Origin of the sequence: Mycolicibacter hiberniae (genome assembly GCF_010729485.1) — a bacterium.
Classification (GTDB): domain Bacteria; phylum Actinomycetota; class Actinomycetes; order Mycobacteriales; family Mycobacteriaceae; genus Mycobacterium; species Mycobacterium hiberniae.
In genome coordinates, this window is record NZ_AP022609.1 from 2,363,868 (window position 1) to 2,378,597 (window position 14,730).

The window sequence follows — 14,730 nt, forward strand, 5'->3', positions numbered from 1 at the left end:
AGGCTGCAACGGTGTGCGTGCCGAAGGGTGATACCCCCGGCACGCACACCGGCAAACGCTACTTGATCAGCGGATCGCGGGGCATGCCCAGAATTCGCTCCGCGATCTGGTTGCGCGTCACCTCCGAGGTGCCGCCGGCGATCGCGATACCGCGCGCTCCCATCACCATCCGGCCGGCCAGCGCACCCGGGCCGTCGTCCAGGGCCACATCGGGACCGAGCAACGCCGCTCCGATCGCCGCCCCGTCCCCCATGTGCTCGGCCAGCTTCAGCTTGGTCACGTTGCCCTCCGGGCCCGGCCCTGCGCCGGCGATGCTGCGCGCCACCCGGCGCAGGTTCAGCAACCGCAGCGCGTGCTCGTCGGCGACGAACCGGCCGATCCGCACTTCCGCGTCGGCCACTGCGTGGCGGTGTTGCTGGGCCAGGGCGATCAGCTGCTGGTCGATCCCCGCGGTGAAGCCGCCGCCCCCACCGATGCTCACCCGCTCGTTGCCCAACGTGGCCCGGGCCACCTTCCAGCCTTCATTGACCTGTCCCACGACGTCCTCATCGGGAACGAAGACGTCGTTGAAGAACACCTCGTTGAACTCTGAGCCGCCGGTGATCTGACGCAGCGGCCGCACCTCGACACCGGGGGCGTGCATGTCGACGATCACCATGGTGATTCCGGCGTGCTTGGGCACCTCGAAGTCGGTACGCACGGTGGCCAGGCCGCGCCGGCACAGGTGCGCCCCGGAGGTCCACACCTTCTGGCCGGTGATCTTCCAGCCGCCCTCGACCCGGGTTGCCTTGGCCTTGACCGCGGCGGCATCCGAGCCGGCGCCGGGCTCGGAGAACAGCTGGCACCAGATCTCCTCCTGGCGCAGCGCCTTCTCCACGAATCGCTCGATCTGCCAGTCGGTGCCCTGCTGGATCAGGGTCAGGATCACCCAACCGGTGATCGAGTAGTCAGGCCGCGTGATACCGGCGGCGCTGAACTCCTGCTCGATCACCAGCTGCTCGATGGCGTCCGCTGCCCTGCCCCACGGCTTGGGCCAGTGCGGCATCACGTAGCCGGTCGCGATCAGCCGATCCAGCTGTTCGTCGGCGCTCAGCGCTGCGATCTCGGCGGCGTCGGCCTGGATGCGGGTGCGCAGCTCCTCTGCCTCGGGCGGCAGGTCCAGGCTGTTGGACCGGGTGATGCCGGCTGCGGCGCTGTCGAAGACCGCCTGGGCCGGGGCATCGCCGCCGAACAGCGCCTGCACCGTCAGGGCGCGGCGCAGCTGCAGGTGGGCGTCGTGCTCCCAGGTGTATCCGATACCGCCGTGCACCTGGATGTTGAGTTCGGCGTTGCGCACGTAGGCGGGGAACGCCAGCGTGGCGGCGACCGCGGCGGCCAACCGGAAAGCGAACTCGTCCTCGCCGTCGGCGCGTGCGGCGTCCCAGACCGCGGCGGTCGCAGACTCTGCGGCGACCAGCATGTTGGCGCAATGGTGCTTGATCGCCTGGAAGGTGGCGATGGTGCGACCGAACTGCTCGCGCACCTTGGCGTACTCGACGGCCGAGTCGGTGCAGTCGCCGGCGCCGCCGACCGCCTCAGCCGCCAACACCAGCCGGGCGCGCGCGAGCGCAGACTCGCGCCCGCCGGAGAGCGTGTCATCGGCACTGACCCCCACACCGGTCAGCGTCACCCGCCCGGACCGGCGGGTCGGGTCCAGGTTGCCCGGCACGTCGACGTTGACTCCCGCCCGATCCCGCTCGAGCACCAGCACGTCCTCGCCGGCGGCGACCAGCAACAGGTCGGCCAGGCCCGCGCCCAGCACCAACCCCGCGTCACCGGAGGCCACCCCGCCGTCCAGGACGACGTCACCGGCCAGCCCCACCCCGGCGGTGACGGAGCCGTCGATCAGCCCCGGGAGCAGACGCGCCTGCTGCTCGGGGGTGCCGGCCGCGGCGATCACCGCCGACGCGATGACGGTCGGGACGAATGGTCCCGGGGCCACCGCGCGGCCGAGCTCCTCGATCACCACCACCAATTCGGGCAGCCCGAAGCCCGAGCCGCCGTACTCCTCACCGATGTGCAGGCCCAGCCAGCCCAGCGCGGCAAGTTCGCTCCAGAACGACGGCAGTGCCTCGTCGTCGGCGTCCAGCAGCGCACGCGCGGCCGCGCGGGCCTTCTGCGCGGTCAAGAAACCGCGGGCCACGTCGGCCAGTTCGCGGTGGTCGTCGGTTATTCCAATTCCCATGGGAAATCTCCTGGTCTTCGTTTACTTGGGGGCGAAGCGCTGGCCGGCGTCCAGGCGCAGGCACTGGCCGTTGAGCATCGGGTTGTCGACGACAGCGGCAACCAGCTTCGCGAACTCCTCCGGCCGGCCCAGGCGCTTGGGGAACGCCGCGTCCTTGGTCAGGGCCGTGGCGAACTCCTCCGGGATGCCCTTGGTCAGGCCGGTGGCGAACAGGCTCGGCGCGATCGCGAGTGCCCGAATGCCCACCGAACCGAGGTCACGTGCCATGGTCAGGGCCATACCGGCGACGCCCGCCTTGGCGGCGGTGTAGGCGACCTGGCCGATCTGCCCCTCGAAGGCGGCGATGGAGGCCGTGTTGATGATGACGCCGCGCTCGTCGTCTTCGGGTTCGTTGGTACTCATGTGTGCCGCGGCCAGCCGGTTGATGTTGAAGGTGGCGATCAAGTTCAGGTCGATCACCGCGCGGAAGGACTCCAGGTCGTGCGGGCCGGACTTGGACAAGGTGCGCTTGGCGATACCGCCGCCGGCGGTGGTGACGATGACGTGCAGCCCGCCCAGGCCCTCGACCGCCGCGGCCAGGGTCTGCTCGGTGCCGTCGAAGTCGGTGATGTCCACCGGGTAGAAGGTCCCGCCGAACCCGTCCGCGACCTGTTTACCCTCCGAGCCCTCGCGGTCGAGGATCGCCACGTCGGCTCCCCGGGAGGCCAACAGCTCCGCGGAGGCACGCCCCATGCCGGAGGCGCCGCCGACGATGATGACCTTCTTGCCGTTGATGTCCATGTACACCCCTTCGCCACCGTTACGGAAAATCTAGTAGTTGAGAATCTAGGACAAGCTATCGTTCCGCTCGGAAACCGCTGCCCCTCGGGCATCGCTAGAAGGCCCCCAGGAGGTACACGTGGCCGCACCGACCGCGCCGGAGATTGTGGAACGACGCGACGGGTCGGTCACCTATGTGCATACCGACCCGGAGCTGCCCCCGGTAGCGGTCATCGACCGCTCACCGATCTCCGCACGCCACAAACTGGTGTTCGGCGGGCTCGCCGTCGCAGGAGCCGTGGCGTGGGCATCGATAGCGTTCGCCCGGGGCGAGCAGGTGAACGCCGTGTGGTTCGTGGTCGCCGCGGTGTGCACCTATATCATCGGATTCCGTTTCTACGCAAGGCTTATCGAACATCGCATCGTGCGCCCGCGCGATGACCACGCCACCCCCGCAGAGATCTTCGAGGACGGCACCGACTATCTGCCGACCGACCGCCGGGTGCTCTTCGGCCACCATTTCGCCGCAATCGCCGGTGCGGGCCCACTGGTGGGCCCGGTGCTGGCCACCCAGATGGGCTACCTTCCGGGCGCCATCTGGATCGTGATCGGCGCGGTGGTGGCCGGCTGCGTGCAGGACTACCTGGTGTTGTGGTGCTCGGTACGCAGACGGGGCCGGTCGCTGGGCCAGATGGCCCGCGAGGAACTCGGCCCGATCGGCGGTGCCGCCGCAATCATCGGGGTGCTGGTCATCATGGTGATCCTGATCGCGGTGCTGGCCCTGATCGTGGTCCGGGCATTGGCGGTCAGTCCCTGGGGCGTGTTCTCCATCGCGATGACAATTCCCATCGCCCTGTTCATGGGGTTCTACCTGCGGTTCCTGCGGCCAGGCCGGGTTTCCGAGGTCTCCGTGATCGGGGTCGTCGCCCTGCTCGGCGCTGTCGCCGCGGGCAAGTGGGTCGCCGACACCTCCTGGGGCACAGCATGGTTCACGCTGTCTCCGGTGACGTTGTCCTGGTGCATCATCGGCTACGGCTTCGCCGCCTCGGTGCTGCCGGTGTGGCTGCTGCTCGCCCCGCGCGACTACCTGTCGACCTTCATGAAGGTCGGCACGATCGCGCTGCTGGCGGTCGGCATCGTGATCGCCCACCCGGTGATGGCCGCTCCGGCCATCTCCGAGTTCGCCCGCACCGGCGACGGGCCGGTGTTCGCCGGTTCGCTGTTTCCGTTCCTGTTCATCACCATCGCCTGCGGCGCGTTGTCCGGATTCCACTCGCTGATCGCCTCCGGCACCACCCCCAAGCTGCTGGAAAAAGAGAGCCAGATGCGCCTGATCGGCTACGGCGGCATGCTCACCGAGTCTTTCGTGGCGGTGATGGCGCTGATCACCGCGTCGGTTCTGGACCAGCATCTGTTCTTCACGCTCAACGCACCGGTCGCCGCAACCGGCGGTACCGCCTCGAGCGCCGCCGCCTACGTCAACGGGCTGGGTCTCAGCGGTGCGCCGGTGACCGGCGAACAGATCGCCGATGCGGCCGCCGCCGTCGGCGAACAGTCCATCGTCTCGCGCACCGGCGGTGCCCCGACCCTGGCCCTGGGGATGGCCGACGTGCTGGGTCAGGTGTTCGGCGGGCCGGGACTCAAGGCCTTCTGGTACCACTTCGCGATCATGTTCGAGGCCCTGTTCATCCTGACCACCGTCGACGCCGGCACCCGGGTGGCACGGTTCATGCTCGCCGACGCGCTGAGCAACCTGGGCGGCCCCCTGCGCCGGCTGGCGAACCCGAGTTGGCGGGTCGGGGCGTGGGCGTGCAGCCTGGCCGTGGTAGCCGGCTGGGGTTCGATTCTGCTGATGGGCGTTACCGACCCGCTCGGCGGGATCAACACCCTGTTCCCGCTGTTCGGTATCGCCAATCAGTTGCTGGCGGCCATCGCGCTGACCGTGGTCACCGTGATCGTGATCAAGAAGAGCCGGGGCAGCTTTGGTCTGAAATGGGCTCTGGTGCCAGGCATTCCACTGCTGTGGGATCTGACGGTCACCATGACGGCATCGTGGCAGAAGATCTTCTCCGGAGACCCCCGAGTGGGTTACTGGACGCAGCACTTCGCCTACCGGGCCGCCGAGCGGGCCGGCGAGACATCGTTCGGATCGGCGGCCAACGCCGAACAACTGCATGACGTAGTGCGCAACACCTTCGTCCAGGGCACGTTGTCGATTCTGTTCGCCGTCCTGGTGGCAGTGGTGGTGATCGCTGCAATCGTGGTGTCACTGCGGGCGATTCGTGGTGCAGCGTCGACCGCCGAACCGCCACCGGTGCCGTCGCGCCGGTTCGCCCCGGCCGGACTGATCCCCACGGCCGCCGAGCGGGAGGTGCAGGCGCAATGGGACGCCCGTTCCGCGGGTTAGGGCGGGCCGCCCGCCACATCGGCTGGTACTGGTCATCGCTGTTGGGCGACAACCATTACCGTCGTTACCTGGAGTACCGGCACCGCGCGCATCCCGGCGAACCGGTGCTCTCCGAGCGCGACTACTGGCGGCGCCGCCATGACGCCACTCCCGGGGCGCGCTGCTGCTGATCCCACCGTGTCCAAACCTTAATGAAGCCTTGACCGTCTCGTGGGCATGTGCTCACGGACTATCGGCACGAACCTCCCTAGCATCAACGGCGATAACCCAAGTCAGAAGATGGGGAAGGTATGCCGACGATGTGGACATCCGTGCGATCTGCAATGGTGGTGATCGGTGTCGCGGTCACAACGCTCGTGACGCCCGGACTGAGTTCCGCCGCCGCCACGCAGCCCCCAGTGACCGGGATCGCCTCGATCCAGCCGGCGTCGGGCGCTGTCGTCGGCGTCGCGCACCCGGTCGTGGTGACGTTCTCCGCACCGGTGAGCGACCGAAGCGCCGCAGAGCGCAGCATCGCGGTGCGTTCCAACCCGCCGATGACCGGAAGCTTCGACTGGGTCGATGACACCGAGGTGCAGTGGATCCCCGACCGATACTGGCCGGCGCACAGCACCGTGGCACTGTCGGTGGGCAAGCGATCCGTCGACTTCAGCACGCGCGCAAAGGTGGTGGGGGTGGCCAGCATCTCGGCACACACCTTCACCGTGACCGTCGACGGCGAGGACGCCGGCCCGCTGCCCACCCCGCACCACCGCCCGCACTGGGGCGAGGACGGGGTGCTGCCCGCCACCATGGGCAAGACCGAATACGAGACGCCGACCGGCAACTACACCGTGCTGGCCAAGGACCGCAAGGTCGTGATGGACTCCAGCAGCGTCGGCGTCCCGATCGACTCCGCCGAGGGCTACCGCTTCGAGGTCGAGCACGCGGTACGCATCACCCGGCGGGGGCTCTATGTCCACTCCGCGCCCTGGGCACTGCGTTCGTTGGGACTGGAGAACGTCAGCCACGGCTGCATCGGACTGAGCCCCACCGACGCGGAGTGGTACTTCGACCGGGTCAACATCGGCGACCCGGTGATCATCACGGAGTGATTGCGTGTCGCTGCCTCTAGGACGCCGACGCGCCGCCGAATTCCACCGGCATGGCATCGATCCCGTTGATCCACGGCAAAACCGACCGGGACGGGCGACCAAGCCGGCGAATGTCGGGAACGATGTCGGCCAGGGCGCCGAAGATCAGGTCGATCTGCATCCGGGCGAGGTTGGCCCCAATACAGTAGTGCGCGCCCGGTGCCCCAAAACCCAAGTGGGGGTTGGGGCTCCGCAGGATGTCGAACGTGAACGGGTGGTCGAAGACCTCCTCGTCGTAGTTGGCCGAGCCGTAGAACATACCGACCCGCTGGCCCTTGCCGATGAGCACCCCGCCGAGTTCGGCATCGCGCAGGGCGGTGCGTTGAAAGGAGATGACGGGCGTCGCCCAGCGGACCACCTCGTCGGCCATGGTGGCGGGCCGCTGCTCCACGAACAGCCGCCATTGATCCGGGTGGTCGAAGAATGCCAGCATCCCCTGCGAGGTGGCGTTGCGGGTGGTCTCGTTGCCGGCCACCATCAGCATCATCACGTAATAGCCGAATTCCAGCGGGGTCAGCTGTTCACCGTCGATGGTCGCGGTCACCAGGGCGGTCGCGATGTCGTCCCGCGGGCGGGCCTTGCGGTCTTCGGCCATCTGGTAGGCGTATCCCAAAAGTTCGGCGGAGGCCTGGATTCCGTCGGCCCCGGCGTCCGCGTCGCCGTTGCCGCCTCCCACCAGACGATTGCTCCAGTCGAAGACCTGGCGGCGTTCGGCGGCTGGAACGCCGATCAGCTCGCAGATGGTCGCCAGTGGCAGTTGCGAGGCGACGTCGGTGACGAAGTCGCCGGTGTTGCGCTCAGCGGCCGCCGAAACGATTTCGCGGGCTTGCCGGTCCAGTGCGGACCGCATATCGGCGACCACCCGGGGCGTGAATCCGCGTGAGACGATCCTGCGCAGCTTGGCGTGCTTGGGGCCGTCCAGGAACAACATGATGTTGTCGCGGCTGGCGTCGTGGAGTTCTTGATTGGTGGTGGTGTTGGTGCGGATCAGGGAGCTGTTCTCGTGCGAGGAGAAGACCTCGTCCTGCAGCGATACCGCCCGAACATCGGCGTGCCTGGTGACCACCCAGTAGCCCTCGTCGGGGTAGCCGGAGACGCCGAACGGCTGCGCGTTCCACCAGATCGGTTCGCAACGGCGCAGCAGCGCGAACTCCTCATGCGGAACCCGCTCGCCGATGAGGCCGGGATCGGTGAAGTCGAACCCCTCCGGTAACAGGCGCTGGGTCTCGGTCATCGCGCTCCCTTTCGCTCTCGCCTACCGGCGTCTGCCGGCCCGAACGTTCACCGCCGATGACGCAGACCGGTGCGGGGACACCGAAAAAGGCCGGCGCACAGTGCCCGTCGCTCGGGCCGGATCCGGTGGCAGCCGCCGCTCAGCGGCGCGCGCGCACAGAAGCGTGGCGCACAGACGCGCTCACGCGACAGCCCGGTGGGCGGGACCGGGATGACGCCCTGCAGCGCAATGCCAACGCCGCCGACGGTCGGGTGCTGCACGCCATGGCCCCCTTCTCGCAGAGGCGATCGTATGCCACCGATCCTGGGGACGTAGCTGATTCAGGCAAGCCGTGGCATGGCTGCTCTGGCACACTCAAGGCGATGCGTTCTGACTTGCCCGCCGGGACACCGCGGCTGCGCATCGCGGTGCTCGATGACTACCAGGGCATCGCCGAAACGGTGGACTGGTCGACCATCCCGCGTCCCGTCACGCTGCTGGCGATCCGGGAGCACATCAGCTCCGATGCCGAACTCGCCGTCCGCCTGGCCGACTGCGAAGTGGTGGTGGCGATGCGAGAACGAACGCCGATCGGAGCCGGGCTGCTGGCCCGGCTGCCCGCGTTGAAATTGCTGATGACCACTGGCGCGTTCAACGCCGCCATCGACGTGGCCGCCGCCCACCGCCTGGGGGTCACCGTGTGCGGAACCGACGGCACCATCGCGCCGACAGTCGAACTCACCTGGGCCTTGATCCACGCCCTGCAGCGTCATCTGATCGTCGAGGACACGGCGCTGCGGGCCGGGCGGTGGCAGCAGACCGTCGGCGCCGATCTCGCCGGCGCGACGCTGGGGCTGGTGGGACTGGGCCGTATCGGCCGGCGGGTCGCGGCGGTGGGCCGCGCCTACGGCATGCGCGTGATCGCGTGGAGCCCGCACCTGACCCCCGAGCGCGCCGCCGCGGCCCAGGTGGAGCTGGTCAGCCGGCGCACGCTGTTCGAGACCGCCGATGTGGTGTCGCTGCACCTGGTGCTCTCCGATTCGACCCGCCGGCTGGTCGGCCGGATGGAGCTGGCCGCGATGAAACCCAGCGCAATCCTGATCAACACGTCACGGGGCGGGTTGGTCGATGAGGATGCGCTGATCGACGCGCTGCGCACGGCCGGCATTCGCGGTGCGGGGCTCGACGTCTACGACCGGGAGCCGCTGCCGGCCGATCACCCGCTGACCGCGCTGCGCAACACCGTGCTGACCCCGCATCTGGGTTACGTGACCGAGAACTGCATGAACATCTTCTATCGCGATATCGTCGACGGAATCGCCGGTTATTGCCTAGGCGAACCGCGGCGGCTGATAAATCCGTGACGTCCGCCCGCGCCAAATTCAATTAAGACATTCTGTAACAATTCAGCGGCACTCAGATAACTTTTGCACAAAGAGCGGCGCCGCGTCCGCTTCGACCTTTTTCGCTAAATGAAAAAAGGTCCGCGAGCAGTTGCTCGCGGACCTTTATCCAGCCGTGCTATTTCGTGCCGCCCGCCAAACCGATGGGAGCGCTGATGGCGTCCGTCATCAGACCCGCGATGGGACTGGCCGCGGCCGCTCCAACGGGCCCCGGCGCCACCAGCGGCACGGGCGCAGGCAATCCGGGCACCACCGGTATCGGGGCGATCGGAATGGGAGCGACCGGCCCGGGCAGACCCATCGGCACAGGCCCGGCCAGATGGGCCAGGTCGGCCGCAGCCGGCCCACAGGGAGCCTCCGTGCCAGACACCAGCGTCGCATCCGCGGGCCCGGGCGCCGCGCCGACCGGGCCGGCGATGGGAACCGCGCCCGCGACCGGGGCCGCAACGGGGGCCGCGCCGTCAGCCGAAGACAGAGCGACGACACCGCCCGCACACACCGGTCCCCCCAGAGGCAGGGACCTGACGGGAACAGCCCCCGCCTGACCACTGACAATTACTGCGCCCGCATAAAAGCCAATTCCGGCGAATATCGCCTTACTAAGTCTCCCGAGGCTCTTCACGCAAAACTCCGATGATTAGTATCCAGCCCCCCCGGACACGCAATCTGATGACTGCAAAAAGAACCGTATCACACGCGTGTAAGTAGCCGGCCCGGCCAATGAATTCGTTACCGATCCGATGCGGAGCGACCACCGGGACTCTCGTTTGCCGGATATGGCGTCGCAATTTCTGTGCGATCGGCGCACAGCGGCCGGAAAAACCCTCAAAATGAGTGGAGCTAAGGGGACTCGAACCCCTGACCCCCACACTGCCAGTGTGGTGCGCTACCAGCTGCGCCATAGCCCCGCGTTGTCGTGCTCATCGAAGCTACACCACAGCCGCACCAAGGTTCAAAACGCCCACCCTTCCGGCCTGATTTCAGGCCGGATGCTGGGTCTGATGCAGCCCGTAGGGCACCGCGTCGAGCAGCGTCACCGTCACGCTGGCGCCGCTGGGCACCTGATAGGTGCGCTGCTCCCCCGGCCGGGCGCCGGTGATCGCCATGCCCAGCGGCGACTGCGGCGAATAGACCTCAAGCCCACCCTGGTCGTCGTCGCGCACCCCCAGCAGGAAAGTCTCGGTTTCGCCGTCGCTGTAGCGGACCGTGAGCACCATGCCCGGCTCGGCGACCCCGTCGTCGGGCGGGTCCTCACCGACCACCGCCACCGCCAGCAGGTCGTGGATCTGATGAATCCGGGCCTGGCGGGCCTGCTGTTCGTCGATGTCGACGTTGCCCGAATCCCCTTGTGGGGCGGACAGTTCCGCCAACTCGGCCAGCAGCCTTTCCTTGGTCTGCGGTGTCATCCAGACACCGTTCGAATCAGTCATCGACAGTTCTCCTTTGCCACAGCATTTGATTACCCAGCCCGCCAACCCCGGCCGGGTCAGCGCAACGGATCCAGGTCACGCAACACGGCGGACTGTTTGCCGGTTGTGATCTGCTCGGCCAACAGCCGGCCCGTCACCGGGCCGTGCGTCATGCCCCACATACCGTGCCCGCCGGCGACGTAGACGCTGCGCGGGCACACCTCCCCGACCAGTGGCCGCCCGTCCGGGCTGACGGGCCGTGGCCCCACCCACACGTCGGTGCGTTCGTCCCAGCGGACACCGTCGAGCAGAGGTCTGGCGGCAGCGACGATCGCTTCGACGCGGACCGGCACGACCGGGGAGTCGGGATCGCCGAACTCCATGGTGCCGGCGACCCGAAGACGGGCGTTCAACGGCGTGCAGGCCACCCGGGCCTCGGGCAGATAGATCGGCCCGGTGACCGGCTTGTCCACGGGCACGGAAAACGAGTAGCCGCGTCCAGCCCGCACCGGCACCCGGACCCAGCGCGCCGCCAGCCGTGACAGCCACGCGCCGCTGGCAATCACCGCGGCCGCCGCCGTCAGGGTCGTCCCGTCACGGGCGGTCACGGTCACGGCGTCACCGCTGGGCGACACATCGGTGACGTCGAGCACGTGCAGGGCAGCGCCGCGTTCGACCACCGCGCGGCCCAGAGCGGACACGAATCGCCCCGGGTCGAGGAAGCGCTGACCGTCGATCTGCACCCCGGCGGCGACCGCCGCGGAGGCCAGCGGCACCCGTTCAGCCAGTGCCGCACCGGTCAGTTCGGTGCTGAACACCGGCTGACCGGCCTCGGAGAACCGGCGCAGTCCCTCCAGCCACCGCTCGGCATCTGCCGAGGTACGGAATATCGCGGTGAACGGCGCATTGGTGACCGGCGCGTCGACCCCGTTGGCCAGCAGGACGTCGTAGGCCTCGATGCACTCCGCGCTCAGCGGCGCGTTCGCCCGCACCGCTCGGCGCCACGCCGCCGGGCGGCTGTTCGTGGCGAAGCGCGCCAAAAACGCCCACAGTGCCGGTCCGGATTTCAGCGGTACCTGCAGCGCCGCGGTCCGGCTGAACAGCGACCGCAGCCCGAAGCGCAGGTTGGCCGGTTCGTTGAGCGGAATGGCCAGTGCCGGGGAGATCCAGCCGGCGTTGCCCCACGAGGAGCCGGCCGCAACGCCGACCCGGTCCACCAGGGTGACCTCGACGCCGCGCTCCTGCAGAAACCAGGCGACGGACAACCCGACGATGCCGGCACCCACCACGATCACCGACCGTGGCGCACCGTCGATCCGGTTGGCCGCATCCATTACTCCATGATGCGACGGCCATCACCCGCACGGTTTGACCGATTCGCACAACAGCGGTCTTAGAGTTTGTCGAGTTCCGACATGCCACCGGCTGCGAGCTCGATCATCGCCGCGAACCGGGTGCGGGGATCCTCCAGACCCAGCGGCGTGACTTCCGCCATCTTCCGCAGCCGGTAGCGCACCGTGTTTTCGTGCACGCCGAGCTGGTCAGCGGCCCGCGTCGAATCACCCTGGGCATCCAGCCAGGCCCGCAGCGTTGCCACGTACGGCGTGTTGTGGGTGGCGTCGTGCTGACCCAGCGCCGCGACCGGCCCGCGGGTCGGCACCCGCCCGGCCCGTGCCGCGGTATGCAGGCGGCGCAGCACGATCTCGTCCCAGGATTCGTCGTAGGCCGGCGGCACGCCCTGCGGCGGCCCCGCTTCGTGCAGCGCCAGGCACTCCTGCGCCTCGCGGCGCGCAGCGGCCAGCTCGGCGGCCGTGGCGACCGCACTGATCCCGGCCAGCACCCTGGCATTGGGCGGCAGCACCCCGGCCAGGCCACGCACCCACTGCCGGGCCACCTCGGCGTCTGCGGCCGGCAACAGCGTGTAGACGGTGTCGGCGGCCAGTGCGCTGCGCCCGGGACGCGACCAGCCGAATCCGGTGGTGACCGCCTCGAACGCCAAGAGCAGCCCGGCGTGGGGTTGCGTGGCGAGGCGCGTGTGCACGGCGATCACCCGCAGCGGCGCCTGCGGCAGCCCCAGTCTGGCCACCAGGGCAACTGCATCGGCGGGGTCGGTCCCGCCGTCGAGGAGCCGGGACACCCAGTCCGATTCGACCTGCCGTTCCAGATCCGCGCTGGCGCGCGACCGCAGCAGGTGCAGGGCGACGGTGCGGGCGCCGTCGGACAGGGCGATCAGGCGCTCACCGCACAAGGCAGCCGGAGTGGCCACCCAGACCGCACCCAGCAGTTCCCGGCCGGCGCGCACCGCCACCACCATCCGGCCGGTCAAGCCGTGCGAGGAATCGGCAGCGACGAACAGTGGGTCGTCGTGCAGTTCCAGATGCGTCAGGACGCCGCGCTGCGCGAACAACGCGCGCACCGCCTCGGACTCCTGGCGATTCAGGATGGTCGCCGAGCGCGCGGGGTCGGCATGCCGCTGGCCGCTGGAGTACGCCAGCAGCCGGCCCGATTCGTCCTCGATGGTGACGGCACCAGCCACCGCTTCGGCGAGGCTGTCGGCCACGGCGAACAGGTCGGTGGGGCCGCGACCCGATTCGGTCTCCCGGCCTTCGAGCACCAGCCCATAGACCACCGCGGCCAGCTCGCTCCAGGACACCGCCGCGTCGACCACCAGCACCGCCAGCGCCTCGCCCTCCGCGACGAAGGCGGTCTTGTCGTCGTCGTCGCGCACCAGCACCGCGGAGGATTTCGCCGCCACCGCCCAGCGCACCGCCTCTTTTACCGAGCGGGCACCGACCGCCAGCAGGACGTCGCCGACAACGACCCGCTCACCGCTCACCTCGTGCATCACCACACTGCTCAGCGATGTCGTCCTCGGAATGGAGCAGAACCTCAGCCGAACCCCGTAGCTGCCCACCACGTTGACCAGCCGGTCCAGTGTCACCATCATCCGAGCCTAGCCACGCCGCGTCCGCGACCCCGCCGATCGGCTCGCTGTCCCGGGTCTCGGGCGCCCACACCCACGTGACCGCCGCCACCAGCAGCACCCCACCGCTGATTGCGAAACCCCATTCGAAGGACAGCCGCTCGGCGATCTGGCCGACCGCGACCGAACCCACGATCGAGCCGAAGTCGGCCATCATCTGATAGGTCGCCACCGCGGTGCCCGCCCGGGCCTGGTTGCCGACGAGGTCGGAGATGACCGCCTGCTGCGGGGAGCCGTAGATGCCCGACGCCACCCCGGTCAGGTATGCCACCACCAGGAACACCGCCAGCGACGTGCTGGCGCCCAGCAGGACGGTCGTCACGCCACACGCCGCCAGCCCGACCATGAGCAGGCCCCGGCGCCCGATCCGGTCGGAGAGCTGACCGCTGGGAAGCACCGCACAAACGTTGCCGACTCCCACCGTGGCCAGCGCCAAACCTGCAAAGGCCGGTCCCCGGTCCAAGACCTCGGTGATGAACAACGGCAGCAGGGCGACCCGTAAGCCGAACACCGACCAGCCGGTGGCGAAGTTCGACAACAGCGCGGAACGGTAGGCACGATTGCCCAACGCCTCCCGCACCGACACCGTGGGCCCGCTGGACTCCGCCGGTGCGGCCAGATGCGAGTGACGCAGGCTGACGAACACGCCGGTGGCCGTCACCAGCAGCACCGACCCGTAGAACAGGAACGGGGCGTTGAGGCCGAATCCCGCGGTCAGGCTCCCCAGAATCGGCCCGCCCACGGTGCCGAGCAGAAACGCCGTGGCGAACATGCCCGCGACCCGGCCGCGCGCGTCCTCGGGACTGATCCGGATCATCAGACCCACCGCCGCGATGAAGAACATGGTCGATCCGACACCGCCGAGCGCGCGGAAGAAGAGCAGCTGCCAGTAGGTCTGGACGAAGGCGCAGGCCATGGTGGACACCGAGACGATCAGCAGGCCGGCGACGTAGACCTCGCGCTCGCCGCGGCGTTGCACCAAGAGACCGCTGACCGGGGCGAACAGCAGGCGCGTCAGCGCGAAGGCCGTGATGAGGAAGGTCGTCGCGGAGATGCTCACCCCGAAATGACGCGCGTAGACCGGCAATACCGGCGACACCACCCCGTAGCCCAGCGCGATCAGCACGTTGGCGCCGAGCAGCACCCAGATCTCCCGCTGCAGCCGCGCAGGGGCGGCCGGAGAGTCGGAAGTCACCCGA

General features: G+C 68.8%; 11 protein-coding genes and 1 tRNA gene. 4 read left to right on the forward strand and 8 right to left on the reverse strand.

Features of this window, described 5'->3' with window-relative positions:
- Positions 1–58 precede the first annotated feature (58 nt).
- The gene (locus G6N14_RS11150; RefSeq protein WP_085137483.1) at positions 59–2,224 is read right to left on the reverse strand and encodes an acyl-CoA dehydrogenase family protein; all 2,166 of its coding nucleotides are present in this window, start codon (positions 2,222–2,224) and stop codon (positions 59–61) included.
- Between the two features lie 21 nt (positions 2,225–2,245).
- Complete coding sequence (locus G6N14_RS11155; RefSeq protein ID WP_085137481.1) at positions 2,246–3,004, reverse strand: SDR family NAD(P)-dependent oxidoreductase; 759 nt, start codon at positions 3,002–3,004, stop codon at positions 2,246–2,248.
- A 118-nt stretch (positions 3,005–3,122) separates the two neighbouring features.
- On the opposite strand from G6N14_RS11155, the gene G6N14_RS11160 reads away from it, so the two are divergent.
- From G6N14_RS11160 to G6N14_RS11170, 3 genes are all read left to right on the forward strand, one after another.
- The gene (locus G6N14_RS11160) at positions 3,123–5,390 is read left to right on the forward strand and encodes a carbon starvation CstA family protein (RefSeq protein WP_085137479.1); all 2,268 of its coding nucleotides are present in this window, start codon (positions 3,123–3,125) and stop codon (positions 5,388–5,390) included.
- Positions 5,366–5,560 (forward strand): CstA-like transporter-associated (seleno)protein, encoded by a 195-nt coding sequence (locus G6N14_RS11165; RefSeq protein WP_085137477.1) that lies wholly within the window; start codon positions 5,366–5,368, stop codon positions 5,558–5,560. The genes G6N14_RS11160 and G6N14_RS11165 overlap by 25 nt, the downstream gene beginning before the upstream one ends.
- Before the next feature lie 129 nt (positions 5,561–5,689).
- The gene (locus G6N14_RS11170; protein WP_109559939.1) at positions 5,690–6,484 is read left to right on the forward strand and encodes a L,D-transpeptidase; all 795 of its coding nucleotides are present in this window, start codon (positions 5,690–5,692) and stop codon (positions 6,482–6,484) included.
- 16 nt (positions 6,485–6,500) lie between these two features.
- Here the strand turns inward: G6N14_RS11170 and G6N14_RS11175 are convergent, their stop codons facing one another.
- A complete protein-coding gene (locus tag G6N14_RS11175) occupies positions 6,501–7,757 on the reverse strand; it encodes a cytochrome P450 (protein WP_085137473.1) in 1,257 nt (418 codons plus the stop codon).
- A 362-nt stretch (positions 7,758–8,119) separates the two neighbouring features.
- On the opposite strand from G6N14_RS11175, the gene G6N14_RS11180 reads away from it, so the two are divergent.
- Positions 8,120–9,100 carry a D-2-hydroxyacid dehydrogenase family protein gene (locus tag G6N14_RS11180; protein WP_179960829.1) on the forward strand — a complete coding sequence of 327 codons (981 nt, stop codon included), beginning with the start codon at positions 8,120–8,122 and terminating at the stop codon, positions 9,098–9,100.
- Positions 9,101–9,974: 874 nt separating this feature from the next.
- Here the strand turns inward: G6N14_RS11180 and G6N14_RS11185 are convergent.
- The 5 genes from G6N14_RS11185 to G6N14_RS11205 all read right to left on the reverse strand — a co-directional run bounded on the left by G6N14_RS11185 (position 9,975) and on the right by G6N14_RS11205 (position 14,726).
- Positions 9,975–10,047, reverse strand: a tRNA-Ala gene (locus G6N14_RS11185).
- 72 nt (positions 10,048–10,119) lie between these two features.
- Positions 10,120–10,569, reverse strand: a complete 450-nt coding sequence (locus tag G6N14_RS11190; RefSeq protein ID WP_085137469.1) for a GreA/GreB family elongation factor — start codon at positions 10,567–10,569, stop codon at positions 10,120–10,122.
- A gap of 56 nt (positions 10,570–10,625) precedes the next feature.
- The gene (locus tag G6N14_RS11195; RefSeq protein WP_085137467.1) at positions 10,626–11,882 is read right to left on the reverse strand and encodes an NAD(P)/FAD-dependent oxidoreductase; all 1,257 of its coding nucleotides are present in this window, start codon (positions 11,880–11,882) and stop codon (positions 10,626–10,628) included.
- A 59-nt stretch (positions 11,883–11,941) separates the two neighbouring features.
- Positions 11,942–13,492 carry a PucR family transcriptional regulator gene (locus tag G6N14_RS11200; RefSeq protein WP_133054958.1) on the reverse strand — a complete coding sequence of 517 codons (1,551 nt, stop codon included), beginning with the start codon at positions 13,490–13,492 and terminating at the stop codon, positions 11,942–11,944.
- The gene (locus G6N14_RS11205) at positions 13,374–14,726 is read right to left on the reverse strand and encodes an MFS transporter (protein ID WP_085137465.1); all 1,353 of its coding nucleotides are present in this window, start codon (positions 14,724–14,726) and stop codon (positions 13,374–13,376) included. The genes G6N14_RS11200 and G6N14_RS11205 overlap by 119 nt, the downstream gene beginning before the upstream one ends.
- Positions 14,727–14,730 lie beyond the last annotated feature (4 nt).